The organism is Humibacillus xanthopallidus (assembly GCF_006716675.1).
Taxonomy (GTDB): domain Bacteria; phylum Actinomycetota; class Actinomycetes; order Actinomycetales; family Dermatophilaceae; genus Humibacillus; species Humibacillus xanthopallidus_B.
Genome location: NZ_VFPM01000003.1, coordinates 783,437 through 807,251, shown reverse-complemented (window position 1 = coordinate 807,251; position 23,815 = coordinate 783,437). Strand labels below are relative to the sequence as shown.

23 protein-coding genes are annotated in these 23,815 nt (G+C 70.3%); 19 read left to right on the top strand and 4 right to left on the bottom strand.

The window, feature by feature from the left end; genetic code table 11:
• Positions 1–20: 20 nt before the first annotated feature.
• From FBY41_RS18745 to FBY41_RS18720, 6 genes are all read left to right on the top strand, one after another.
• Positions 21–2,117, top strand: coding sequence for a S9 family peptidase (locus FBY41_RS18745; protein ID WP_141845855.1), 2,097 nt, complete (start codon positions 21–23; stop codon positions 2,115–2,117).
• 71 nt (positions 2,118–2,188) lie between these two features.
• A complete protein-coding gene (hisD, locus tag FBY41_RS18740) occupies positions 2,189–3,547 on the top strand; it encodes a histidinol dehydrogenase (protein WP_141845853.1) in 1,359 nt (452 codons plus the stop codon).
• Between the two features lie 89 nt (positions 3,548–3,636).
• A complete protein-coding gene (locus FBY41_RS18735; RefSeq protein ID WP_141846330.1) occupies positions 3,637–4,788 on the top strand; it encodes a histidinol-phosphate transaminase in 1,152 nt (383 codons plus the stop codon).
• Positions 4,785–5,384: an imidazoleglycerol-phosphate dehydratase HisB gene (gene hisB, locus FBY41_RS18730; protein WP_141845851.1), complete on the top strand. Its 600-nt coding sequence runs from the start codon at positions 4,785–4,787 to the stop codon at positions 5,382–5,384. Before FBY41_RS18735 ends, hisB begins: the two co-directional genes overlap by 4 nt.
• On the top strand, positions 5,381–6,019 hold the full coding sequence (gene hisH, locus FBY41_RS18725) for an imidazole glycerol phosphate synthase subunit HisH (RefSeq protein ID WP_141845849.1): 639 nt from the start codon (positions 5,381–5,383) through the stop codon (positions 6,017–6,019). Before hisB ends, hisH begins: the two co-directional genes overlap by 4 nt.
• A gap of 65 nt (positions 6,020–6,084) precedes the next feature.
• On the top strand, positions 6,085–6,489 hold the full coding sequence (locus FBY41_RS18720; RefSeq protein ID WP_141845848.1) for a hypothetical protein: 405 nt from the start codon (positions 6,085–6,087) through the stop codon (positions 6,487–6,489).
• An 81-nt stretch (positions 6,490–6,570) separates the two neighbouring features.
• Here FBY41_RS18720 and FBY41_RS18715 read toward each other — a convergent pair whose 3' ends face one another.
• Both FBY41_RS18715 and FBY41_RS18710 read right to left on the bottom strand, forming a co-directional pair.
• Positions 6,571–6,945 carry a VOC family protein gene (locus FBY41_RS18715; protein ID WP_221629345.1) on the bottom strand — a complete coding sequence of 125 codons (375 nt, stop codon included), beginning with the start codon at positions 6,943–6,945 and terminating at the stop codon, positions 6,571–6,573.
• Between the two features lie 249 nt (positions 6,946–7,194).
• On the bottom strand, positions 7,195–8,238 hold the full coding sequence (locus FBY41_RS18710) for a metallophosphoesterase family protein (protein ID WP_221629344.1): 1,044 nt from the start codon (positions 8,236–8,238) through the stop codon (positions 7,195–7,197).
• Positions 8,239–8,490: 252 nt separating this feature from the next.
• On the opposite strand from FBY41_RS18710, the gene priA reads away from it, so the two are divergent.
• Genes priA through FBY41_RS18695 form a run of 3 tightly spaced genes read left to right on the top strand, consistent with a single transcriptional unit; the run spans position 8,491 to position 11,379 of the window.
• Entirely contained in the window at positions 8,491–9,270 is a 780-nt protein-coding gene (gene priA / locus FBY41_RS18705) for a bifunctional 1-(5-phosphoribosyl)-5-((5-phosphoribosylamino)methylideneamino)imidazole-4-carboxamide isomerase/phosphoribosylanthranilate isomerase PriA (RefSeq protein WP_141845846.1), read from the top strand.
• On the top strand, positions 9,267–10,022 hold the full coding sequence (locus FBY41_RS18700; protein WP_141845844.1) for an SseB family protein: 756 nt from the start codon (positions 9,267–9,269) through the stop codon (positions 10,020–10,022). Before priA ends, FBY41_RS18700 begins: the two co-directional genes overlap by 4 nt.
• A 34-nt stretch (positions 10,023–10,056) precedes the next feature.
• On the top strand, positions 10,057–11,379 hold the full coding sequence (locus tag FBY41_RS18695) for a DUF445 domain-containing protein (protein ID WP_260439894.1): 1,323 nt from the start codon (positions 10,057–10,059) through the stop codon (positions 11,377–11,379).
• 4 nt (positions 11,380–11,383) lie between these two features.
• On the opposite strand, the gene FBY41_RS18690 is transcribed toward FBY41_RS18695, so the two are convergent.
• Positions 11,384–13,168, bottom strand: a complete 1,785-nt coding sequence (locus FBY41_RS18690; protein ID WP_141845843.1) for a sigma-54-dependent Fis family transcriptional regulator — start codon at positions 13,166–13,168, stop codon at positions 11,384–11,386.
• 274 nt (positions 13,169–13,442) lie between these two features.
• Here FBY41_RS18690 and FBY41_RS18685 point away from each other — a divergent pair, with 274 nt between their 5' ends.
• From FBY41_RS18685 to FBY41_RS24055, 8 genes are all read left to right on the top strand, one after another.
• Complete coding sequence (locus FBY41_RS18685) at positions 13,443–15,074, top strand: methane monooxygenase (RefSeq protein WP_141845841.1); 1,632 nt, start codon at positions 13,443–13,445, stop codon at positions 15,072–15,074.
• Between the two features lie 148 nt (positions 15,075–15,222).
• A complete protein-coding gene (locus FBY41_RS18680; protein ID WP_141845839.1) occupies positions 15,223–16,296 on the top strand; it encodes an FAD-binding oxidoreductase in 1,074 nt (357 codons plus the stop codon).
• Positions 16,297–16,352: 56 nt separating this feature from the next.
• Positions 16,353–17,459: an aromatic/alkene monooxygenase hydroxylase subunit beta gene (locus tag FBY41_RS18675; protein ID WP_141845837.1), complete on the top strand. Its 1,107-nt coding sequence runs from the start codon at positions 16,353–16,355 to the stop codon at positions 17,457–17,459.
• A gap of 2 nt (positions 17,460–17,461) precedes the next feature.
• Positions 17,462–17,797, top strand: coding sequence for a propane 2-monooxygenase effector subunit MimD (mimD, locus tag FBY41_RS18670; protein WP_141846322.1), 336 nt, complete (start codon positions 17,462–17,464; stop codon positions 17,795–17,797).
• Between the two features lie 152 nt (positions 17,798–17,949).
• Positions 17,950–18,996 carry an amidohydrolase family protein gene (locus tag FBY41_RS18665; protein WP_141845835.1) on the top strand — a complete coding sequence of 349 codons (1,047 nt, stop codon included), beginning with the start codon at positions 17,950–17,952 and terminating at the stop codon, positions 18,994–18,996.
• Positions 18,993–19,883, top strand: coding sequence for an iron-sulfur cluster assembly protein (locus tag FBY41_RS18660; RefSeq protein WP_141845833.1), 891 nt, complete (start codon positions 18,993–18,995; stop codon positions 19,881–19,883). The genes FBY41_RS18665 and FBY41_RS18660 overlap by 4 nt, the downstream gene beginning before the upstream one ends.
• Before the next feature lie 5 nt (positions 19,884–19,888).
• Complete coding sequence (gene groL / locus FBY41_RS18655) at positions 19,889–21,538, top strand: chaperonin GroEL (protein WP_141845831.1); 1,650 nt, start codon at positions 19,889–19,891, stop codon at positions 21,536–21,538.
• A gap of 14 nt (positions 21,539–21,552) precedes the next feature.
• Positions 21,553–21,678 carry a hypothetical protein gene (locus FBY41_RS24055; RefSeq protein WP_260439893.1) on the top strand — a complete coding sequence of 42 codons (126 nt, stop codon included), beginning with the start codon at positions 21,553–21,555 and terminating at the stop codon, positions 21,676–21,678.
• A gap of 55 nt (positions 21,679–21,733) precedes the next feature.
• On the opposite strand, the gene FBY41_RS18650 is transcribed toward FBY41_RS24055, so the two are convergent.
• Positions 21,734–22,186 carry a MarR family winged helix-turn-helix transcriptional regulator gene (locus FBY41_RS18650; protein WP_141845828.1) on the bottom strand — a complete coding sequence of 151 codons (453 nt, stop codon included), beginning with the start codon at positions 22,184–22,186 and terminating at the stop codon, positions 21,734–21,736.
• Positions 22,187–22,263: 77 nt separating this feature from the next.
• On the opposite strand from FBY41_RS18650, the gene FBY41_RS18645 reads away from it, so the two are divergent.
• Together FBY41_RS18645 and FBY41_RS18640 are read left to right on the top strand one after the other, a co-directional pair.
• Positions 22,264–22,692, top strand: coding sequence for an organic hydroperoxide resistance protein (locus FBY41_RS18645; RefSeq protein WP_141845826.1), 429 nt, complete (start codon positions 22,264–22,266; stop codon positions 22,690–22,692).
• Between the two features lie 84 nt (positions 22,693–22,776).
• Positions 22,777–23,778, top strand: a complete 1,002-nt coding sequence (locus tag FBY41_RS18640) for an NADP-dependent oxidoreductase (protein ID WP_141845825.1) — start codon at positions 22,777–22,779, stop codon at positions 23,776–23,778.
• Positions 23,779–23,815: the final 37 nt, after the last annotated feature.

The following is a 23,815-nucleotide window of genomic DNA, read 5'->3' as shown; positions in this document are numbered from 1 at the left end:
GGGGAACCTAGACTGCGCGCATGCAGCCTCCGATCGCCCGCCGCTCCCCGGTCGCCCGTGTCCACCATGGCGACCGCTTCGAGGACCCCTACACGTGGATGGCGGACCGAGAGTCACCCGAGCTGCTCGAGCTGCTCGCGGCCGAGAACGCCTACGCGACCGAGCAGACCGAGCGGCTGAAGCCGCTGGCGGAGGAGATCTTCGAGGAGTTCCGCTCGCGCATCGAGGAGACCGACCTCTCGGTTCCCGTGCGCCACGATCGCTGGTGGTACTACTCGCGCACCATCGAGGGCGAGCAGTATGCCGTCGAGGGCCGGGTGGCTCTCGCCGACCATCCTGCGCGGCCGGCCCTCTCCGACGGCCGTCCGCCCGCCGGGGAGGAGGTGCTGCTCGACCAGAACGCCGCCGCCGCCGGTCACGACTTCTTCGGCGTGGGCGCCTCCGAGGTGTCGCCTGCCGGCGACCTGCTCGCGTATGCCGTCGACCTCGCCGGCGACGAACGCTACGACGTGCGCGTGCGGAGCATCGCGACGGGCGAGACCCTCGACGAGGCCGTGCGGTCGACGGGAGGCTCGCTCGCCTGGTCGCTCGACGGGCGACACCTCTTCTACACGCGGGTCGACGACGCCTGGCGCCCCTACCAGGTGTGGCGCCACGAGCTGGGCACCGCGGTGGAGGCTGATGCCCTCGTGCACGAGGAGAGCGACGAGCGCTTCTTCGTCGGGGTCGGATCCTCGCGCGACGACCACCACGTCATCATCGCGATCAGCTCGAAGACGACGTCGGAGTTCCGCCTGCTCGACGCCGCAGACCCGCTCGGGACGCCCCGCGTCGTCGCCGAGCGTCGCGCGGGCGTCGAGTACGACATCGAGCCGATGGGCGACCAGCTCCTCGTCACCCACAACGCGAACCGCACGAACTTCGAGCTCGCGATCGCGCCGGTGACCTGCACGTCGGCGCAGGAGTGGGTCGCTCTCGACCTGACCGCTGAGGACGAGTTCGTCACCGGGGCGGAGGGATTCGACGACTTCATCGCCATCTCGCTCCGGCGTGAGGGCGGCACCGGGGTGCGCATCGTGCTGCGTGACCCCGCCGCGCCGCACGGACTCGGCGCGGCGCACGACATCTCGGTCGGCGAGCCGATCGGCACGATCCACGTCGGGGTCAACCCGGAGTCGTCCACCCCGACGCTGCAGGTCGTGCACGAGTCGCTCGTCACACCTCGCACCGTCGAGGACTACGACGTGCGGGCCCGCACCTTCACCCTGCTCAAGGCTCAACGCGTGCGCGACGGCCACGACCTCGCCCAGTACCGCCAGCGCCGGGAGTGGGCCACCGCACCCGACGGCACCCGCGTGCCGATCTCGATCGTGCACCGGGCCGACGTCGTGGCCGACGGCACCGCGCCCGCCCTGTTGCACGGCTACGGCGCCTACGGCATCCCCAGTGACCCGTGGTTCTCCGTGCTGCGCCTCTCCCTGCTCCAACGCGGCTGGGTCTTCGCCATCGCCCACGTGCGAGGCGGCTCCGAGATGGGACGCTCCTGGTACGACGACGGCAAGCTCACCGCGAAGCCACACACGTTCTCCGACTTCGTCGCCTGCGCCGACCATCTCCGTGACACCGGCATCGTCGCCCCGGATCGCCTCGCAGCAGAGGGCGGCTCAGCCGGCGGGCTTCTCATGGGGGTCGTTGCCAACCAGGCTCCCGACCGCTTCCGCTTCATCCACGCGTCCGTGCCGTTCGTCGACGCGCTGACGACGATCCTCGACCCGTCGATGCCGTTGACCGTCGTCGAGTGGGAGGAGTGGGGCAACCCGCTCGAGGACCCTGCGGCATACGCCCTCATGAAGTCCTACACCCCCTACGAGAACGTCTGCGCCCAGCGCTACCCGGCGCTGCTCGTCACGACGAGCCTGCACGATACGCGGGTCTACGTCACCGAGCCGGCCAAGTGGGTGGCCGCCCTGCGTCACGAGACGCGTGACGTCGAGGGGGCGGCGCCGATCCTCTTCCGCACCGAGATGGCGGGTGGCCACGGAGGGCAGTCGGGTCGCTACGACACGTGGCGCCAGTGGGCGTGGGAGACCTCCGTGCTGCTCGGCGCCGTCACCTGAGGTGTCCAGAGCGGGTGCCGCACCCTGAGACGTGCACGGGGGCGCCCCCGGGGCCTTTTAGACTCGTACCCATGATGTCAACCCTCGACCTGCGCGGCCGCACGCTCGACGTGCGCTTCCTGCGTGGGGCCCTGCCCCGAGCCGAGTTCGATGTCACGGCCGCCCTCGAGCAGGTGCGGCCGATCTGTGAGGACGTGGCACATCGGGGCGCCGAGGCGCTGCGCGACCTCGGCGAGCGCTTCGACGGGGTGCGTCCGACCCACCTGCGGGTGCCCGCAGAGGTGCTCCGGGCCGCCCTCGAGGGTCTCGACCCCGACCTGCGTGCAGCCCTCGAGGAGTCGATCCGCAGGGCGCGGCTCGTGCACGCCGACCAGCGGCGCACCGACACGACGACCCAGGTCGTGCCCGGCGGCACCGTCACGGAGCGCTGGGTGCCGGTCGACCGGGTCGGGCTCTACGTGCCCGGCGGTCTCGCCGTCTACCCGAGCAGCGTCATCATGAACGTCGTCCCCGCCCAGCTCGCCGAGGTCGGCTCCCTCGCCGTCGCGTCGCCCCCGCAACGCGAGAACACCGGCCCCTTTACCGGCTACCCCAACCCCACGATCCTCGCGACGTGCGCGCTGCTCGGGGTCGAGGAGGTGTATGCCGTCGGCGGCGCCCAGGCGGTCGCGATGTTCGCCTACGGCTTCGTCGATGACACCCGGCTCGTCGACGGCGAGCCGGTCGTGTGCGACCCCGTCTCGCTCGTCACCGGGCCGGGCAACATCTGGGTGGTCGCGGCCAAGCGCCTCCTCAAGGGACTCATCGGCATCGACGCGGAGGCGGGCCCCACCGAGATCGCCGTGCTCGCCGACGACTCCGCCGACCCGGAGCACGTCGCGGCCGACCTCATCAGCCAGGCCGAGCACGACCCGCTCGCGGCGTCGGTGCTCGTCACCGACAGCGAGGAGCTCGCCGAGGGCACCCGCGCGGCCTTGCGCCGCCGCGTCCCCGCCACGAAGCACTCCGAGCGCGTCGTCGAGGCGCTCGAGGGCACGCAGTCGCGCATCGTCCTCGTCGACCACGTCGACGCCGGCCTCGACGTCGTCAACGCGTATGCCGCAGAGCACCTCGAGATCCAGACGCGCGACGCCGCCGCGGTGGCGGCGCGCGTACGCAACGCCGGTGCCATCTTCGTCGGACCGCACGCACCCGTGAGCCTCGGCGACTACGCCGCCGGCTCCAACCACGTGCTTCCCACCGCGGGCTGCGCCTGCCACTCCAGCGGGCTGTCGGTGCAGTCCTTCCTGCGCGGCATCCACGTCGTCGACTACGACGAGGCGGCGCTGCGCGGCGTGGCGCGCCACGTCGTCACCCTCGCCCAGGCCGAGGACCTGCCCGCCCACGGCGAGGCCGTGACCGCACGCTTCGGCGACGAGGTGCCGCGGTGAGCGGGGACGGCGCGCAGGCCGAGCAGCCCGAGACGGCCGAGCCCACCGAGCCCACCGAGCCCACCGAGCCCACCGAGCAGCAGAGCGAGGTGCAGAGCGAGGTGCAGCGGCTGCTGCGGCCCGACCTGCGTGGCCGCACCGCCTACGGTGCGCCGCAGCTCGACGTGGCCGTCTGCCTCAACACCAACGAGAACAGCTACCCCGTGCCGGCGCACGTCGTCGAGGCCATCCTCGCGGCGCTCGCGGAGGAGATGGCGGGTCTGAACCGCTACCCCGACCGCGACTTCACCGAGCTGCGCAAGGCGCTGACGGCATACCTCGAGAAGCAGTCGGGCGTGTCGGTGACGCCCGACCAGGTGTGGGCGGGCAACGGCTCCAACGAGGTCCTGTCGCACATCGTCCAGGCCTTCGGCGGGCCGGGGCGCACGGCGCTCGGCTTCACCCCGAGCTACTCGATGCACCCGATCATCAGCGAGACCCTCGGCACGACCTGGGTCGACGGACTGCGGGGCACGGGCGAGCCGGACACCTTCGACCTCAGTGCCGAGTCGGCGGTCGAGCAGGCGCGCCTGCACCGGCCCTCGATCGTCTTCCTCTGCTCGCCGAACAACCCGACGGGCACGGCGCTGCCGTTCGAGGTCATCGGAGCGGTGCTCGATGCCGCCCCGGACGCGATCGTCGTCGTCGACGAGGCGTATGCCGAGTTCGCGCGGCCGGGCACGCGGAGCGCGCTCACACTGCTCGCCGACCACCCGCGGCTCGTCGTGACCCGGACGATGAGCAAGGCCTTCGCCTTCGCCGGTGGGCGGCTCGGCTACCTCGTCGCCTCCGCCGAGCTCGTCGACGCGCTCCGCCTCGTGCGCCTGCCCTACCACCTGTCGAGCCCGACGCAGACGATCGCCCGGGTCGCGCTCGAGCACGCCGACGACATGCTCGGCACCGTCGAGGTCATCAAGCACCAGCGCGACCGCATCGTCGAGGTGCTCGCGCAGCTCGGCGCGACGCCGGTGGCGAGTGACAGCAACTTCGTGCTCTTCGGCGGCCTCGCGGACGAGAAGGCCACGTGGCAGGCTCTGCTCGATGCCGGCGTGCTCGTCAGGGACGTCGGCATCGCCCACCACCTGCGGGTGACCGCCGGAGACCCCGACGAGACCACCGCCTTCCTCGAGGCGATGACACGCCTGGCCCCCGACCACCTCCGGGTCGCCACCCACCTCCCCGCCGAAGGGACGCAGCCATGAGCCGCACCGCCACCATCACGCGGGCCACCTCCGAGTCGTCGGTCGAGCTGAGCCTCGACCTCGACGGCACCGGTGTCTCCGACGTCTCGACGGGCGTCCCGTTCTACGACCACATGCTCGCCTCGCTGGCGAAGCACTCGCTCATCGACCTCACCGTCAAGGCCACCGGCGACACCCACGTCGACGTGCACCACACCGTCGAGGACACCGCCATCGTCCTCGGGCAGGCGCTGCGGGAGGCGCTCGGCGACAAGAGCGGCATCTCGCGCTTCGGCGATGCCACCGTGCCGCTCGACGAGGCACTGGCGCACGCGGTGGTCGACGTGGCTGGCCGTCCCTACGTCGTGCACGAGGGGGAGCCCGAGGGCCAGCAGTACGCCCTCATCGGTGGCCACTTCACGGGGTCGATGACCCGTCACGTCTTCGAGTCCTTCGCCTCCAACGCCGGGCTGTGCCTCCACGTCCGCGTCCTCGCGGGCAGGGACCCCCACCACATCGTCGAGGCGCAGTTCAAGGCGGTCGCCCGCGCCCTGCGCGCGGCGGTCGCCCTCGACCCGCGCGTCGTCGGCATCCCGAGCGCGAAGGGCGCCCTGTGACCAAGGACGTCGTCGTCCTCGACTACGGCAGCGGCAACGTGCGCTCGGCCGTGCGCGCGCTCGAGCGCGTCGGCGCGTCCGTGACCCTGACGGCCGACCCCGCCGCGGCCCTCGCGTGCGACGGCCTCTTCGTGCCCGGGGTCGGCAACTTCCACGCCTGCATGGCAGGCCTTGCCGCAGCCCACGGGCCGCGCATCATCGACCGGCGTCTCAGCGGAGGGCGACCCGTGCTCGGAGTCTGCGTCGGCATGCAGGTGCTCTTCGAGGGCTCCACCGAGCCGTCGGCCACACCGGTCGAGGGGCTGGGGGAGTGGCCCGGCACCGTCGAGCGCCTCCCGGCCGCCGTCGTCCCCCACATGGGCTGGTCCGAGGTCGAGGTCCCGTCCGGGTCCGGCCTCTTCCGTGGCGTCGAGCACGAGCGCTTCTACTTCGTGCACTCGTATGCCGTGCAGCACTGGACGCTCGAGCCCTCGGGCGCGTTCGTCCGCGTCGCGCCCAAGGTCACGTGGGCGCGGCACGGCGCCCCGTTCGTCGCGGCGGTCGAGAACGGCGCCCTGGCCGCGACCCAGTTCCACCCGGAGAAGTCCGGTGACGCGGGCGCCACCTTGCTCGAGAACTGGGTCCGCAGCCTCTGACGGACGTGTGTGTGAGACCCGATCCGTCTGTCGCACAGGCGGATCGGCCGACGAGGGAGCAGCCGATGGCGACGAAGAAGACGCCCCGCAGCACGATGGGATCGAGCTCGCGGGCGACCAGCAGCACGGCACGCCGCACGAAGCGGCGCACCGCGACGACGAGGCGCCGGACGAGCAGCGCCCTCCAGCCGCGCCGACGCGCGAGCAGGCCCGGGCTGCCGACCACGGTGGGCACCGCCCTCGGCACGCTCGTCGTGACGACGCTGCTCGACCTGTCGTGGCCGGTCCGCATCGGCCTCATCGTCCTCGTCCTCGTCGTGGGCCTCGCCTACGTCGTGTGGAAGAACCGCGCGGAGATCACTGCAGGAGCCGCGGCTCAGACGGCGAGCCAGACGGGCACCGCCGACCCTGCGAGCGCGGTCGACCCGGGCGATCCAGTCAACCCGGTCAGCCCGGACGCCCCGGCGTAGACAAAGCAGGCAGCTTCCCTCCGCCCCCCGTCAATCGAAAGAGCAGTTCGTCAGGTGCGTCGCCGCCCGGCCGCAGCGTGCTCACCGGGCAGGCGGTTCGAAGAGCTCGACCGGGTTTCCCGCAGGGTCCTCCGCGAGGATCTGGCGGCCTCCGGCACCCGACGCGACGCCGCCTCGGAAGGTCACCCCGGCAGCCCGGAGGGTCTCGACGGTCTCATCGAGATCCGTGACCTCGATCTGAAAGCGGTTCCAGCCCCCCGGCGCAGGGGGTGACCCGGTGTCTTCGCCGGCATGACCGGCGCTGCCTGCTCCGGGCTCGTTGAGCAACAGGCGGAGATCCCCCCGAGTCAGGATGGCGAATCCCGGGAGGGGCCCCATCGTGATCCCGAAGCCGAGGTGTTCGGTGTAGAACGCCACCGCTGCGTTGACGTCGTCGACGATGTAGCGAACGGCCATGGCGACCAGCTCTCCTCGTGGCAAGGGGTGGGACTCTCGACGGTACGCCGCATCACCGACGCCCTGGGGCTGTCGCAGGCAGGTTCGTGGCAGCAGGCGGACCGCTATGACATGCGCCGACGCGGGGCTGCTGCGGTATGCCGGTTGATGGCGGTCCATCTCCCCTGGGGCAGCCGCCCCCACCCAATCGAAAGAGCAGTTCGTCGGGTGCGTGACCGCCTGACGGACTGCTCTTTCGATCGGGGTGGGTCAGGGGGTGTACGGGACTCGCTCCCACGCGAGCGCGGGACCGGTGGCGCGTACCGTCATCCGGAGCCAGTCGGTGTTGTTGGCCGACCCGTCGACGGTGATTCGCTGGAGGTTGTCGGCCGAGCCCGCGACGCCGTACGTCGTGAGCCAGGCCGAGCCGGCCGCCAGCGGACGGTCGGCGTTGTAGACGTGGCTGTCTCCGTTCAGCAGGTAGACGTCGCCGTCGAACGTCGATGACTCCTCCACGAGGGTCCGCACCAGGGGAGTGAACGCCGAGATGTCGCTCGAGGTCGGCGTGTAGGTCGGGTCGAACATGTCGGCCTGCTGGAGGATGACCACGGCCCGGTCGTGGTGCTCGCGCGCCGCGGCGAAGCTCGAGCGCACCACCGCGAGGGCGTTGTCCATGCGGGCCTGCTCGGCTGCGAGCTGCTCCGGGGTCGCCGTCGTCAGGCCCAGGCCGGTCCACGGCTGGAGCCCGTCGTTGCTCCCGACGACGTGGATCGCAGCGAACTGCACGCCGGCGCGGCGTAGCTGGACGTTCTCCGGGAAGCCGGCAGCCGCCTGGGAGGTGACCGGCGCGGGCGCCTGTCCGAGGGTCCGGCCGGGCCGGTCGAAGAAGACCGAGCGGTCGAAGGCGAGACGCTCGAGCGGGTGGTAGGCGCCGTTGTTGGGCCGGTGGCAGTCGGTCCACTCGTTGTCGCCCGGGGTGTAGATCAGCGGCTTCTCGAAGCGGTCGAAGTCGGCGCGGATCATCCGGTAGTAGGCGTCGTCGCACCGGCTGGAGCCGTTCTTGATGTCTCCGACGTGGAAGGTCAGCGACGGCTTGGCTGCGTTGATCTGGTCGATCCAGCCCGGGAAGGCCTCGATCTGGGGGGCGCCGTAGGGCACGTCGCCGATGACGGCGAACGAGAAGCCGCCGTTCGATCCGGACGGCGGCGGGGCGGCCGGGGCGGCCGAGGCTGCGGCGAGAGGGGCGACAGCGGCGGTCAGCGCTGCGACGACGAGGGCGAGCGTCGACGCGGCACGCCTCTGGGGACGGGTCACGAGTTCTCCTGGGGTTGCGCTGGTGTCGGTGTTTCGAGGGTCGGTCCCGAGCCTTGCGACAGCGGCCCGGCGCCGGGTGCCGACGGGGCCCCGCTCCGGTGGACGGATGGTGAACTCTCGGTGCACGCGGGCACCTCAGGCGCGGCGGCGCGCCACACGGCATACTCGGGGGTTGCTGCCCGACCTGCGCTGGGCGGCTGCCGATGCCACGACGACCGAACATCCAGACCGAGGAACCGAGGAGCCGTCCCGATGACCGGCCAGCAAAACGACCAGTCGACCGACGAGCAGGCCGCCGTGCCACGGCTCGAGCTGCTGCCGGCGGTGGACATCTCCGAGGGCCAGGCGGTGCAGCTCGTCCAGGGTGTCGCCGGCAGCGGTGGACGGTTCGGCGACCCGTGGGAGGCCGCGAAGGCCTGGCAGGACGCCGGAGCGGAGTGGATCCACCTCGTCGACCTCGACGCGGCCTTCGGCCGGGGGAGCAACCGCGAGCTCATCTCCTCGATCGTCGGACGCCTCGACCTCCAGGTCGAGCTCTCGGGTGGCATCCGCGACGCGCACTCGCTCGAGGCGGCGCTCGCGACCGGCTGCCGCCGGGTCAACATCGGCACGGCAGCGCTCGAGGACCCGGAGTGGACGGCCTCGATCATCGCCGAGCACGGCGACCGCGTCGCGATCGGCCTCGACGTGCGCGGGACCACCCTCGCGGCCCGTGGCTGGACGCGTGAGGGCGGAGACCTGTGGGAGACGCTGGCGCGACTCGACGCCGAGGGCTGCGCGCGCTACGTCGTGACCGACGTCAACAAGGACGGCATGCTCCAGGGCCCCAACGTGCAGCTACTCCGCGACGTCTGCGCGAGGACCGACCGTCCGGTCATCGCGAGCGGAGGTGTCTCCACCCTCGAGGACATCGCGACGATCCGCACCCTCGTGGGCGAGGGCGTCGAGGGAGCCATCGTCGGGTCGGCCCTCTACCGGGGCGCCTTCACCCTGCCGGAGGCGCTCGACGTCGCCGGCAGGCCCGGCCGATGAGCGACCTGCCCACCGACTCCGCCGGTCAGGCCTGGGCGGGCAAGTCGATCCCGTCGCACGGCTTCGCGGGCGACACCGGGGGCGCCGATCCCGCCCTCATGGCGACGCTCGCGGCCGTCCACGAGCACCCCGACGCCGACGCGGAGGTCGAGCTGCTCGGCCGTGCGGCCTCGGCGCGGTGGCTCGTGCCTGTCGTCGCGGTGGCCGACGAGGTGGACGAGTCGGGTGCCCACGTCGTCGAGACCCGCAGCGACATGGCCGCCGTCACGCTCACCTCACCAGACGGCGCGCGGGCGCTGCCGGTCTTCACCTCGCTCGAGAGCCTCGCTGCCTGGGACGCTCATGCGCGGCCCGTGCCGGTCACCGCCTCGGCCGCGGCCCAGGCCGCGATCTCGGAGGAGTGCCAGGTGCTCGTCGTCGACGTGGCCTCCCCACACGCGACCGTGCTGCGCCCGAGCATGCTCTGGGCACTCGCGCAGCAACGGCCCTGGCTGCCGAGCCACCGCGACGACCACGTGGCCGCCGCGGTGCGCACCGCCGTGGCGACGGAGCCCCAAGTCAACGGGCACCGGGTGGAGGCGGGGGAGCCGGTCGGCGCCGGGGTGCTGCGCATCGTGCTGCGCCTGCGGCCCGGGCTGGGCGCCGACGAGGTGGGGGCGATCGCCACCCGCATCGGGGAGCGGATCGCGACTGACGGCGAGACCCGTGCGAGGATCGATGCGCTGACCTTCGCGCTGGAGGCAGCGACCTGAGCACGACCCGCGACTGACACGAGAGGTGCCGCCCGTGACTACCGCCCCATCGGCAACCGATGTGCCGGCCGCTGCCCGGACCTCCGTGCCCAGCGGTCCGCTCGGCTTCATGGTCGACCCGGCGCTCGACGCCCAGCGACGTCGCGACCTCAGGAGGATGCGGCTCGTCGCCACCGGTCTGCTCGTCCTCGCCGCCATCGTCTACGTCCTGACCCGCGGCCACGACGAAGGGCTGCTCGGCTTCGTCAACGCCGGGGCCGAGGCGTCCATGGTCGGCGCCTGCGCCGACTGGTTCGCCGTGACGGCGATCTTCCGCCACCCGCTCGGCCTGCCGATCCCGCACACCGCCCTCATCCCGCGCAAGAAGGAGATGATCGGCAAGAGCCTCGAGGAGTTCGTCGGCGAGAACTTCATGCGCGAGGACATCATCCGCGAGCGCGTCCTCGATGCCGAGCCGACCCGACGGGCGGCGGAGTGGGCCCTCGCCCCCGGGCACGCCAAGCGCCTCGTCGACGAGGTCGCCACCGTCACCGTTCACGCCCTGCACCGCATCCCTGACGAGGACGTGCGGGCCGTCATCGAGCAGGCGGTGCTGCCCCGGCTCGTCCAGGAGCCGGTCAGCTCGCTCGCGGGAGGACTGCTCGACCAGGTCGTGCGCGACCAGGCCCACGTCGGCCTCGTCGACCTCGCCCTCGACGAGATGCGGGCCTGGCTCGTCGACAACGAGGACCTCTTCGAGTCCCTCATCACCCAGCGGGCCCCGACGTGGGTGCCGACGGCGGTCAACGACCTCGTCGCCCGCAAGATCCACACCGAGGCCCTCAAGTGGCTCGCCGACATCCGCCGTGACCCGGAGCACGACGTGCGCCGGGCTCTCGACAAGCTGCTCGTCGACCTCGCCGCAGACCTCCAGCACGACCCGGTGACGCAGGAGAAGGCCGAGCGGCTCAAGGAGCGGCTCCTCACCCACCCCCAGGTCGTCGACACGGCGATGTCGCTCTGGGGCTCGCTCCGGGCCGTCGCCATCTCTGCCCTCGAGGACGAGGCTGGCCCGGTGCGCACCCGCGCGGTGGAGGAGGTCACGGGTCTCGCGGAGCGGCTGCTCGCCGACCGCACGCTGCGCGACCGCATCGACACGCGCATCTGCGACGCGACGGTGTATGCCGTGGAGCGCTACGGCACGGAGCTGACGAAGATCATCAGCCACACCGTGGACCGCTGGGACGGCAAGGAGACCGCAGAGCGCGTCGAGCTGCAGGTCGGCCGCGACCTGCAGTTCATCCGGATCAACGGCACGCTCGTCGGCGGCCTCATCGGCATGCTCATCCACGCCGTGTCGATCCTGCTGCCCTCCTGAGGCGTCAGCGACGCGTGTCGATGTTGTAGCCGCGGATCTTGCGATAGATCGTCGCGCGCGACATGCCGAGGTGCTCGGCGGCCTTGCCCTTGTTGCCGCCGTGGTCGGCGAGGGCCCGGGTGATGGCGTCGCGCTCGAGCGACTCGAGCGGCGTCAGGGTGCGCCGCCCCACGGCCATGCACTCCGGCGGCAGGTCGGCGAGCTCGATCGTGCCGGTGCGCTTGGCGGCGAGCACGCGGCGCAGCACGTCACGCAGCTGGGTCGCGTTGCCCGGCCACGGGTGCCGGGCCAGCTGGTTGACCGCCCGCGGCGAGATCTGCAGGTCGCGTGACGGCGAGAGCGTGCGCAGCATCGCCGGGATCATCGCCCGGATGTCGTCCGGGCGGTGGCGCAGGGGCTCGACGTTGATCGTGCGGTCGAAGCACGGCACGATCTGCGACTCGAGGGCGTCGTCGACGACGGACGCCTCGCGGGTCGCGACGACCCACCGGGCCGGGGCGGAGTGCGACCGGTCCGACTCCTCGAGGAGGCGGCTCGACACCGACCCGACGAGCGAGGCCGGCAGCCGGTCGATGTGCCGGATGATGAGGGTGCCCTCCTCGCTCACGAGCTCGTCCTCGAGGTGCTGGAACCACTCGTCGGGGTCCAGGGCCGCCGTCTCGGCATCGAGCACCCGCAGGTGCCGGGCCGGTGACTCCGCCACGTGGACCGCACGGGCGAGGGCATGCTTGCCGACGCCCCGCTCTCCGACGAGGAGCACCCAGGTGCCGGCGCGATGCGACTCGCGCAGCTGGGCGCCCGCCCTCGTCCACTCCGGGCTCGTGCCCGCGACGCCGGGCAGCTGCGCCGACAGGGCACGCGAGTCGGACGAGCGAAGCGGCCGCGACGAGGCTTCCTGGATCTGCACCCGGAAGACGCCGCCGACGACGGCGGACCCGACCGAGGTCGGCCGGTAGTCGAGGCGGGCGATCGCACCGCTCGGCAGGTCGGCCACGAGGGTGCGGGGCAGCACCTCACCGACGGCATCGTCGGTGCGGGCGACGAGGGCAGTCCGGTCGGCGGCGTCGAGACGCTGCTGGGCGAGGTGGTTCATCATGACGATGTCCTCGCTGAGAGCGAGGACGGGGCCCGTCGCGTGCCGGCACGCCGCGAGGTAGTCGCGCAGGAGCGTCATCTCGCTGACCGACACCGTGGCGAGGATCTCGTCCTCGATGCGCTCGGCGATCGAGCGCGCGTAGGTCAGCAGCAGGGCGTTCGAGACCCCGGCCTCGCAGGTGAGGTCGAGCACCCCGACGAGACCGCCGCTGATCGGGTGGTGGACCGGTGCTCCGGCGCAGGCGAAGGCCATGAGCGGCTCGGTGAAGTGCTCGCTGCCGACGATGAGCGTCGGGGTGCGCGTCAGGAGCGCGGTCCCGATGCCGTTCGTGCCGACGCTGTCCTCGGCGTAGGTGAAGCCGGGCGCCAGGCTGACCTTCTCGAGCCGGCGGCCGAAGGTGGTGTCGGGGCAGATGCGATGGATGACGCGCCCGGTCGGGTCGGCGAAGATCATGCTCACCGGCTCGCCCGCGAGGCCGTCGGCCATCCGGTGCATGACCCGGCTCACAAGGGCGTTGAGCTGCTGCGACTTACCCAGCGCGCCGGCATACGACGGCTCGACGAGCGTGGGGCTCACCCCGGCCTGGGTGCTGCGCTTCCACGAGCTCCCGACGACGTCTCGCACCGACCGGTCGAGCACCCCGGACGCGATGAACGCGTCGCGAGCGCGGGGTCCCTCGTGGCTGTGCGTCATCGACACGCCTCCTCTCAGGTGAGCACGTCCCGCGCCAGTGCGGGCCGGTCGTCTCCCCTGAAGAGTCTCAGGTTCGACAGCCCCACGGTGCAATGCCCTGCTGTGGATAGCAGGGGACCGTCTCAAAGTGAGACGCACCCGGTGCGCACCGGCCCCACCTCTCACATTGAGACAGTCGCGCCGGCGGGGGGCTGTGAGTCTCCTCTCACACGGCGAGCGTCCTCGTCGTGACGGCTCGGTCAATGCCGACCGACCCGACACCCAGGAGGCAAGAGTGAGCAGACAGAGTCTGACGAAGGCCCACGCGAAGATCTCCGAGCTGACGTGGGAGCCGACCTTCGCGACACCCGCGACCCGCTTCGGCACGGACTACACGTTCGAGAAGGCCCCGAAGAAGGACCCGCTCAAGCAGATCATGCGGTCCTACTTCCCGATGGAGGAGGAGAAGGACAACCGCGTCTTCGGCGCGATGGACGGCGCGGTCCGCGGCAACATGTTCCGCCAGGTCCAGCAGCGCTGGCTCGAGTGGCAGAAGCTGTTCCTGTCGATCATCCCGTTCCCTGAGATCTCGGCTGCCCGCGCCATGCCGATGGCGATCGACGCGGTGCCGAACCCGGAGATCCACAACGGGCTCGCGGTCCAGATGATCGACGAGGTTCGTCACTCGACGATCCAGATGAACCTCAAGAAGCTCTACATGAACCAGTACATCGACCCCGCCGGCTTCGACATGACGGAGAAGGCGTTCGCGAACAACTACGCGGGCACCATCGGCCGGCAGTTCGGTGAGGGCTTCATCACCGGCGACGCGATCACCGCCGCCAACGTCTACCTCACGGTGGTCGCCGAGACGGCCTTCACCAACACGCTCTTCGTGGCGATGCCCGACGAGGCTGCGGCCAACGGCGACTACCTGCTGCCGACGGTCTTCCACTCGGTCCAGTCGGACGAGTCGCGGCACATCTCCAACGGCTACTCGATCCTGCTCATGGCCCTCGCCGACGAGCGCAACCGCCCGCTCCTCGAGCGCGACCTGCGCTACGCGTGGTGGAACAACCACTGCGTCGTCGACGCGGCCATCGGCACCTTCATCGAGTACGGCACGAAGGACCGTCGCAAGGACCGCGAGAGCTACGCGGAGATGTGGCGTCGGTGGATCTACGACGACTACTACCGCAGCTACCTGCTCCCGCTCGAGAAGTACGGCCTCACCATCCCCCACGACCTCGTCGAGGAGGCCTGGAACCGGATCACGAACAAGGGCTACGTCCACGAGGTCGCCCGCTTCTTCGCCACCGGATGGCCCGTCAACTACTGGCGCATCGACACCATGACGGACACCGACTTCGAGTGGTTCGAGGAGAAGTACCCCGGGTGGTACAGCAAGTACGGCAAGTGGTGGGAGAACTACAACCGGCTCGCCTACCCCGGCCGCAACAAGCCGATCGCCTTCGAGGACGTGGGCTACCAGTACCCCCACCGGTGCTGGACCTGCATGGTGCCGGCCCTCATCCGTGAGGACATGGTGGTCGAGAAGGTCGACGACCAGTGGAGGACCTACTGCTCGGAGACGTGCTACTGGACGGACGCCAAGGCGTTCCGGTCGGAGTACGAGGGTCGCGAGACGCCCAACATGGGCCGCCTCACCGGCTTCCGCGAGTGGGAGACGCTGCACCACGACAAGGACCTCGCCGACATCGTCAAGGACCTGGGTTACGTCCGCGACGACGGCAAGACCCTCATCGGGCAGCCGCACCTCGACCTCGACCCCAAGAAGATGTGGACCCTCGACGACGTCCGCGGCAACCGGTTCATGAGCCCCAACGTGCTCCTCAACCAGATGTCCGACGCCGAGCGCGAGGCCCACGTCGCGGAGTACCGGGCGAACGGCACGAAGGTCGCCTGAGCGACCTCGTCGACCGGGGCCGTCCGGCTCCACCGCCAGATCGGGTTGGCGGCGCTACCAGGGATGAGTGGCGCCGCCAACCCCCGGACCCCGAGCCGCCAGCAGCACCTGCACACCCACACCACCCGCACTCGAGAGGAGGCCCACCATGGCCGACACCCACAAGATCTACTTCGAACCCGTCGACATCGAGATGGAGGTCGGCGAGGACGAGAAGATCCTCGACGCCGCGTTCCGTCAGGGCATCCACCTCATGCATGGTTGCCGCGAGGGACAGTGCTCGGCCTGCAAGAGCTACATCCTCGAGGGCGAGATCCAGATGGAGCGCTACTCGACGTTCGCCTGCAACGACGCCGAGGTCGACGAGGGATACGTCCTGCTCTGCCGGGCCCACGCCTTCAGCGACTGCACGATCGAGCTGCTCAACTTCGACGAGGACGAGCTGCTCGGCGGCGTGCCGATCCAGGACGTGCGCACGAGGGTCACCGCCATCGAGCCGATGACCCGCGACATCGTGTCGCTCCGCCTGACGGCGATCGAGCCGGCGACCTACGAGTTCAAGCCCGGGCAGTACAGCGACATCTTCATCCCCGGGACGGACGAGCACCGCTCGTTCTCCATGGCGACGACGCAGTCCACACCCGGTGAGGTCGAGTTCCTCATCAAGAAGTACCCGGGTGGCCGGTTCTCGGCGCTGCTCGACGACGGCCTCGCGGTCGGCGACGAGCTGCACGTCAACGGTCCGTACGGCTCGTTCACGATCAAGGAGGGGCACGCCCTTCCCGTCGTGTGCATCGGGGGAGGGGCGGGGATGGCTCCCATCCTCTCGCTCCTGCGACACCTCAACGAGACCGAGAGCACCCGCCCGGTCCGCTTCTACTACGGCGCACGCACGGCGGCCGACCTCTTCTACGTCGACGAGATCCTCGCCCTCGGCGAGGGCCTTCGCGACTTCGAGTTCGTCGCCTGCCTGTCGGAGCCCCTCCCGGAGGCGCCCTCGCCAGACGGGGGCGGTATGCCGTCCGGCCTCCGTCCGGAGCTCGGCAACGTCACCGACGTGGTGGCGCGACGTGAGGAGGCGCTCGCCAGGTGCGAGGTCTACCTCTGCGGTCCGCCGCCCATGGTCGACGCCGCGCTGCTCTTCCTCGAGCAGCAGGGCGTGCCCAACGACCAGGTCTTCCACGACTCGTTCACGAGCCCCGTGACCGTCGTGACGACCTGAGCGCACCTGCACGGCACATCCACGAATCACCAACATCAACAACGGAGTTGACTGACATGGCGGACATCACCGACCAGAAGACGCGCAGCTTCCCCAAGATCGAGTTCACCGATTCCGAGGCCGGCGCCCTGGACTTCCCGAGCTCGAAGAGCCGCACGTACAACTACTACAAGCCGGCCAAGCTGCGGGCGACGATGTACGAGGACGTCACCGTCGACGTGCAGCCGGACCCCGACCGGCACCTCACCCAGGGCTGGATCTACGGCTTCGGCGACGGCCCCGGCGGCTACCCGAAGGAGTGGACGAAGGCCCAGTCCTCCAACTGGCACACCTTCCTCGATCCCAACGAGGAGTGGGAGCAGACGATCTACCGCAACAACTCGGCGGTCGTCCGCCAGGTGAGCCTCTGCCTGGAGAACGCGAAGCGAGCCGGCGCCTACAAGAACTGGAACCACGCCTGGGTGGTCTTCATCCAGCGCAACCTCGGCGCCTGGATGCACGCGGAGAACGGCATAGCGCTGCACGTCTTCACCTCGATCCAGCGGTCCGCGCCGACGAACATGATCAACAACGCGGTGGCGGTGGCCGCGGCGCACAAGATGCGCTTCGCCCAGGACCTCGCCCTCTTCAACCTCGACCTCTCCGAGGCCGACATCGACTTCGACGGCCCGGCCCACCGCGACGTCTGGCAGAACGCGCCCGAGTGGCAGCCCACCCGCCAGACGGTGGAGGAGCTGACGGCGGTCGGGGACTGGGGTGAGCTCCTCTTCGCGACGAACATCGTCTTCGAGCAGCTCGTCGGCCAGCTCTTCCGGAGCGAGCTCGTCATGCAGATCGCCGCCCGCAACGGCGACTACATCACCCCGACGATCGTCGGCACGGGAGAGAACGACTACGCCCGCGACCTCGCCGCCTCGCGCAGCCTCTTCCAGCTGCTCGTTCGCGACGAGGAGCACGGCGCGGCCAACAAGGAGCTCTTCGGTCAGTGGCTGTCCGTGTGGGTCCCGAAGTGCCTCGCCGCGGCCAAGGCCCTCCAGCCGATCTGGTCGCAGCCGGCCGAGAAGCCGATCACCTTCGCGACGTCCCTTGACGCGGCGAAGGACAAGTTCCGCAGCCTGCTCGAGGACCTCGAGCTCGACATCCCGAAGGAGTTGGACCAGTGAGCATGACATTCGGTTCGGAGGCCTCGTTCTCCAACATGTGCGGCGTCACGCTGATGAACACCCCGGTCGGCCGCGTCGTGGCCGAGGTCATGGGTCGCAAGGAGGGCGTCGAGCTCACCGAGTACCCGTCGATGATCCGGGTCGACGGGCCCAAGCTGCTCGACTTCGACTACGAGGAGCTGAGCGACGCCCTCGGCATCGACTTCGACGGGTCCGTCTTCGAGGAGATCAGCTCGACGCACTACGGCCGCATGGTCCACCTCGACGACAAGACGATCCTCTTCGCCAGTCCCGAGGACGCCGCGGAGTACATCGGCTTCGACCTCGTCGCCAACTGAGGCACGCACCACCTGAAGAAGACCGACGAGAACCGTTGGCGCACCAAGGCGTTCGTATGCCGCTGGGCCGGCACCCAGCCCGGCTCCACCACTGGCTCCGGCCCAGCGGCACACGCCTGCGTTTCATCCCGACACAACGAAGTGAGGAAGCCATGTACGAGAAGAACGGCGAGAAGTACTACGTCGTCGATGCGCACGTCGCCCTGTGGGACGGCCGTGAGTCGAACCTCAGGAACATCCACGGCAAGCAGTTCATCGACTGCTTCTACGACTACCACAAGAACCTCAGCCCCGAGGAGGTCGTCTGGGACTACGACACCTACACGTACTACGGCGGCGAGCGGCTCATGAGGGACCTCTTCGACGAGGGCTACGTCGACCACGCGATCTTCCAGCCGGCCTTCCTCGGCGACTTCTACGAGAACGGTTTCGGGCAGACCGAGGAGGCGTGGGCCCTGACCCAGGCCCACTCCGACAAGCTGACCTACAACCACAACTTCGACCCACGCAACGAGCAGGCCGGTCTCGACCAGCTGCGGCGGGACGCGGAGCGCTTCGGCCTCAAGGGTGTCAAGCTCTACACCGCTGAGTGGCACGGCCGCTCTCGCGGCTACAAGCTGACCGACCCGTGGACCTACAGGTACCTCGAGGCCTGCGAGGAGCTCGGGGTGAAGAACATCCACATCCACAAGGGCCCGACGATCATCCCGCTCGACCGCGACGCGTTCGACGTCGCCGACGTCGATGCGGTCGCGACCGACTTCCAGGGCCTCAACTTCGTCGTCGAGCACGTCGGCCTGCCGCGCCTCGAGGACTTCTGCTGGATCGCCACCCAGGAGACCAACGTGCACGCCGGCCTCGCCGTGGCGATGCCCTTCATCCACACCCGCCCGCGCTACTTCGCTCAGATCATCGGCGAGCTCCTCTACTGGGTCGGCGAGGACAAGATCCAGTTCTCCAGCGACTACGCCATCTGGACGCCGAAGTGGCTCATCGAGAAGTTCGTCGACTTCCAGATCCCCGAGGACATGACGGAGTACGCGCCGCTCACGGTCGCCCAGAAGAAGAAGATCCTCGGCCTCAACGCCGCGAAGATGTATGACCTCGACGTTCCCGCGCAGCTGCGGCTGCCCGAGGCCGAGATGGCCGAGCCCGGCCTCGAGGTCGCGGCGGGGGCGAAGGAGAGCGTGTTCTCATGAGCGCCGTCGCCACTCCGGCCGCGTCCCCGACGACCCGGACACGGGGAGCGGGGCCGCGGCAGGGGGCATCCCTCGCGCACGAGGTGCTCGAGGCGCTCGCCACCGTCATGGACCCCGAGCTGGACGAGCCGATCACCGGCCTCGGCTTCGTCCGGTCGGTGGCCCTTCACCCTGCCGGTGTCACGGTCCACCTGCGGCTGCCGACGTCGTTCTGCTCGCCGAACTTCGCCTATCTCATGGTCTCGGACGCCCAGGACGCGCTGCGCCGCGTGCGCGGCATCGGCAGGGTCACGGTCCTGCTCGACGACCACCACGACTCCGACAAGATCAACGCCGGGATCGCGGCCGACGCGGGCTACCTCGGCACCTTCGGGGCCGAGGCGGAGGTGGGCCTGGACGAGCTCCGGCGCACCTTCCAGCGCAAGGCCCACACGGCCGCGATGGAGCGATGCGTCATGGCAGCGCTGACGGCCGGGTCCGTGCGGGTCGAGGACCTCGGGCGACTGACGCTCGCCGACCTCCCGGCGGGTCGTACCAAGGAGGCCCTCCTGCGCCGCCGCACCGACATCGGCCTCGGTGTGGCACCGGGGGAGCGGGTGCTCGTGGACGACCACGGCGAAGCGGTGCCGGACGAGGAGCTGCCGCTCCGGCTCCGGCTCGCGACCTCGGTGCGCATCTCCATCGAGGGCAACGCCCACTTCTGCCGGGGCCTGCTCGCCACCCGCTACGCGGGCGGCGACGAGACCGCCATCACCACCGAGATCACCGAGATCACCGAGATCACCGACACGACCAGCCCGACCAGCACGACCCGCACCACCAGCACCGCACCGAGCGTTTCTCATCCCCGGGCGACTCGCCGTCCGAAACTCGATCCGAAGGACTGACAGACATGGCAAAGGAACTGCGCTTCAACGAAGAGGCCCGTCGCCTGCTCGAGGTCGGCGTCAACGCGCTCGCCGACGCCGTTAAGGTGACGCTCGGTCCGAAGGGACGCAACGCCGTCCTCGAGAAGCTCACCGGACCACCGACGATCACGAACGACGGCGTCACCATCGCCAAGGAGATCCAGCTGCGCGAGCCGTTCGCCAACATGGGCGCCCAGCTCGTCAAGGAAGTCGCGATGAAGACGAACGGTGTCGTCGGCGACGGCACGACCACCGCGACCGTCCTCGCCCAGGCGATGGTCCGTGAGGGCCTGCGCGCCGTCGACGCCGGCGCGAACCCGATGCGCGTGCGCCGCGGCATCGAGCAGACCGTGCCGGTGGTCGTCGACACGCTTCGCCGTCTCGCCACCGAGGTGACCGGCCAGGCCGCCCTCGAGCGGATCGCCACGCTTGCTGCGAACGACGACGACGCCATCGGCTCGGCCGTCGCCGAGGCCGTGACCCGCGTCGGCAAGAACGGCATCGTCGCCACGGAGGAGTCGGAGACCCTTGGCCTCTCGGTCGACGTCGTCGACGGCATCGAGTTCGACCACGGCTACATCTCGCCCTACATGGTCACCGACCGCGAGCGGATGGAGGCGGTCTACGACAACCCTGTCATCCTGCTGACGAACAAGAAGATCACGCAGGTGCAGGACATCATGCCGACGGTCGAGGCCGCCAAGCGTGCCGACCGGCCACTCGTCGTCCTCGCCGAGGACGTCGACGGGCCGGCGCTGCAGCTGCTCGTCGGGGGCAACATGCACGGCACGATGCAGTCGGTCGTCGTGCGGGCCCCGGGCTTCGGTCACCGCCGGCTCGCAGAGCTCGAGGACCTCGCCATCGCGCTCGGTGGGCGGGTCGTGGCCAACGACACCGGCATCGAGCTGCACGAGATCAGCGCCACCGACCTCGGCACCTGCGACCGCATCACGATCACCGAGAACGACACGACGATCGTCGGCGCCCATGGCGACCCGGCTCTCGTCGACGCGCGAATCTCGCAGTTGGAGAAGCAGTTCGAGCGCTCGAAGATCGAGGGTGACCAGGACAGCCTGCAGATGCGGCTTGCCCGCATGACCGGCCGAGTCGCCGTGATCAATGTCGGAGGAGCCACGAGCGTCGAGCTCAAGGAGCGCATGCTGCGCGTCGAGGACTCCCTGGCCGCCGCTCGCGCGGCGCTCCAGGAGGGCATCGTGGCCGGCGGGGGCACCGCCCTCACCCAGGCCCAGGATGCCGTGTCGCGCATCGAGCTGACCGGCGACGACGCCGTGGGTCGCGAGATCGTGCGCCGCGCCCTCGTCGAGCCGCTGCGGTGGATCGCCATCAACGCGGGCTACGACGGCGACGAGGTGGTGTCCCGCGTCGCGAGCCTGCCGATCGGGCACGGGTTCAACGCCGTGACCGGGGCCTACGGCGACATGCTCGAGGCCGGAGTGATGGACCCGCTCAAGGTGACCCGGGCGGCCCTCGAGGCCTCCGCATCCATCGCGGCGCTCATCATCACGACGGAGACCGCGATCGTCGAGGAGGTCATGGGCAACCCCGGCGCCATCTACGCGCCCGGGTTCGGCGACCTCGCCGAGGGCCTCGTCCGTCCGAGCAACATCTACTGACCGGCGGTCGGCCGATGATCATGCTCCTCGAGGTCACCGCCGCCCTGGCGCCTGTCGTCGTGCCCCGGATGGTGCTCGGGCGCAAGCAGCTGAGGCAACGTCTCGACGTGCTGCTCTATCGCTGCGAGTCCCCCACCTGACCCGACGACCCGTCACCCGATGCCGCTCCGCCACTCGCGGGGCGGCATCGTCGTGTCAGGGCCGTGCCGTCTCGAGCGTCGCGGTCAGCCGCTCGAGCGTGCTGCGCAGCTCGGCGAGCTGCGACAGGGTGAGGCCGCTGCGCGCCGCGATCGCGCGCGGCACCTCCGAGACGCCGGCGAGGCGGTCGCGCCCCAGGTCGGTGAGCGCCACGAGCACCCGGCGCTCGTCGGCGCGGTCGCGTGTGCGCCCCACGAGGCCCGCTGCCTCCATGCGCTTGAGCAGGGGCGAGAGGGTGCCGGAGTCGAGGCGCATGAGCTCGCCGAGGGCCCCGACCGTCAGCGGACCGTGCTCGCCGATGGCCATGAGGGCGATGTACTGCGGGTAGGACAGCCCGTGCTCCGCGAGCAGCTCCCGGTAGACGGCGTCGAAGGCGCGCACGGTGGTGTGCATCGCGTAGCAGATCTGCTGCTCGATCGTCAGGGCGTCGGCCGGTTTGGACGAGGTCATACCCCAAGCGTACTATCAAATTGTGCACAACAGAATTGTGCGCAACGAAACTGAACGACCACCCACCGAGGAGCAGCATGAGCACCGCCACCCAGACCGCCCAGTACGTCGCATCGGCTACGGCCTCCGGTCGCGAGGGCCGCGCCGTCACCTCCGACGGTCGCCTCGACGTCACGCTCGCCGCCCCGCGCGAGCTCGGTGGCAGCGGTGAGGGCACCAACCCGGAGCAGCTCTTCGCAGCCGGGTATGCCGCGTGCTTCGCGAGCGCTCTCGGGCTCGTCGCGCGCCAGCGCAGGGTCGACGACTTCGACGTCGCGGTCACCGCCGACGTCAGCCTGAGCGGCAACGGCCGGCAGGGCTTCGGCCTCGCGGTCGTGCTCCACGTCGAGCTGCCCGACGGGTTCGACGAGGCACTCGGCCGTGTGCTCGTCGACACCGCGCACCAGGTGTGCCCCTACTCCAACGCGACGCGCGGCAACATCCCCGTCGAGCTCGTCGTCGAGTGACCGGAGCATCCCCAGCGCACCACCCGACGCCCGTGCGACCCTGATCGTCGAACCGTGAAAAGCACTGCCACAGAAGGAGAACCGATGTCCAAACCCCGTGAGGTCCAGCTCGTGTCCCGCCCCGTCGGCTGGCCGACGCCCGAGAACTTCGCGCTCGTCGAGAGCGCCCCGACGCAGCTCGCCGAGGGCCAGATCCGTGTGCGCAACGAGGTCATGTCGGTCGACCCCTACATGCGCGGTCGCATGAGCGACGCCAAGTCCTACGCCGAGCCGTATGCGCTCGGCGAGGCGATGCACGGCGGCGCGGTGGGCGAGGTCGTCGAGTCCCGAGCCGAGGGCGTGTCGGTGGGCGACCACGTGCTCCACGGCCTCGGCTGGCGCGAGGAGGCCGTGCTCGACGCGGCGTCCGCCCGCGTCGTCGACACGTCGGTGGCCCCGGCCTCCGCCTACCTCGGCGTCCTCGGCATGACGGGCCTCACGGCATACGCCGGACTGACGCGGGTCGCGAAGCTCAAGGAGGGTGACGTCGTCTTCGTCTCGGGCGCGGCAGGCGCCGTCGGCAGCGCGGTCGGCCAGATCGCCAAGGCGCTGGGTGCGAGCCGCGTCATCGGCAGCGCGGGCTCGCAGGAGAAGGTCGACCACCTCCTCGGTGACCTCGGCTTCGACGCGGCCTTCAACTACAAGGACGGCCGCGTCTCCGACCTGCTGCGCGAGGCCGCGCCCGATGGCATCGACGTCTACTTCGACAACGTCGGGGGCGACCATCTCGAGGCGGCCATCGGCTCGCTGCGCCTCGGCGGCCGCATCGCGATCTGCGGCGCCATCTCCGTCTACAACAACACCGAGGCGGCGCCCGGACCGCGCAACCTCGCCCGGCTCATCCAGACCCGCGGCACGATCCAGGGCTTCCTCGTCGGCGACCACTACGACCTCGCGGGGGAGTACGCCGCCAAGGCCGCCGCCTGGATCGCCGACGGCTCGCTCACCTCGCGCGAGACCTTCGTCGACGGCATCGACCACGCCGTCGACGGCTTCCTCGGCGTCCTGCGCGGGCAGAACGTCGGCAAGATGCTCGTCCGTCTCTGACCGAGAGGCGCACCCCCGATCGAGAGAGCAGTTCGTC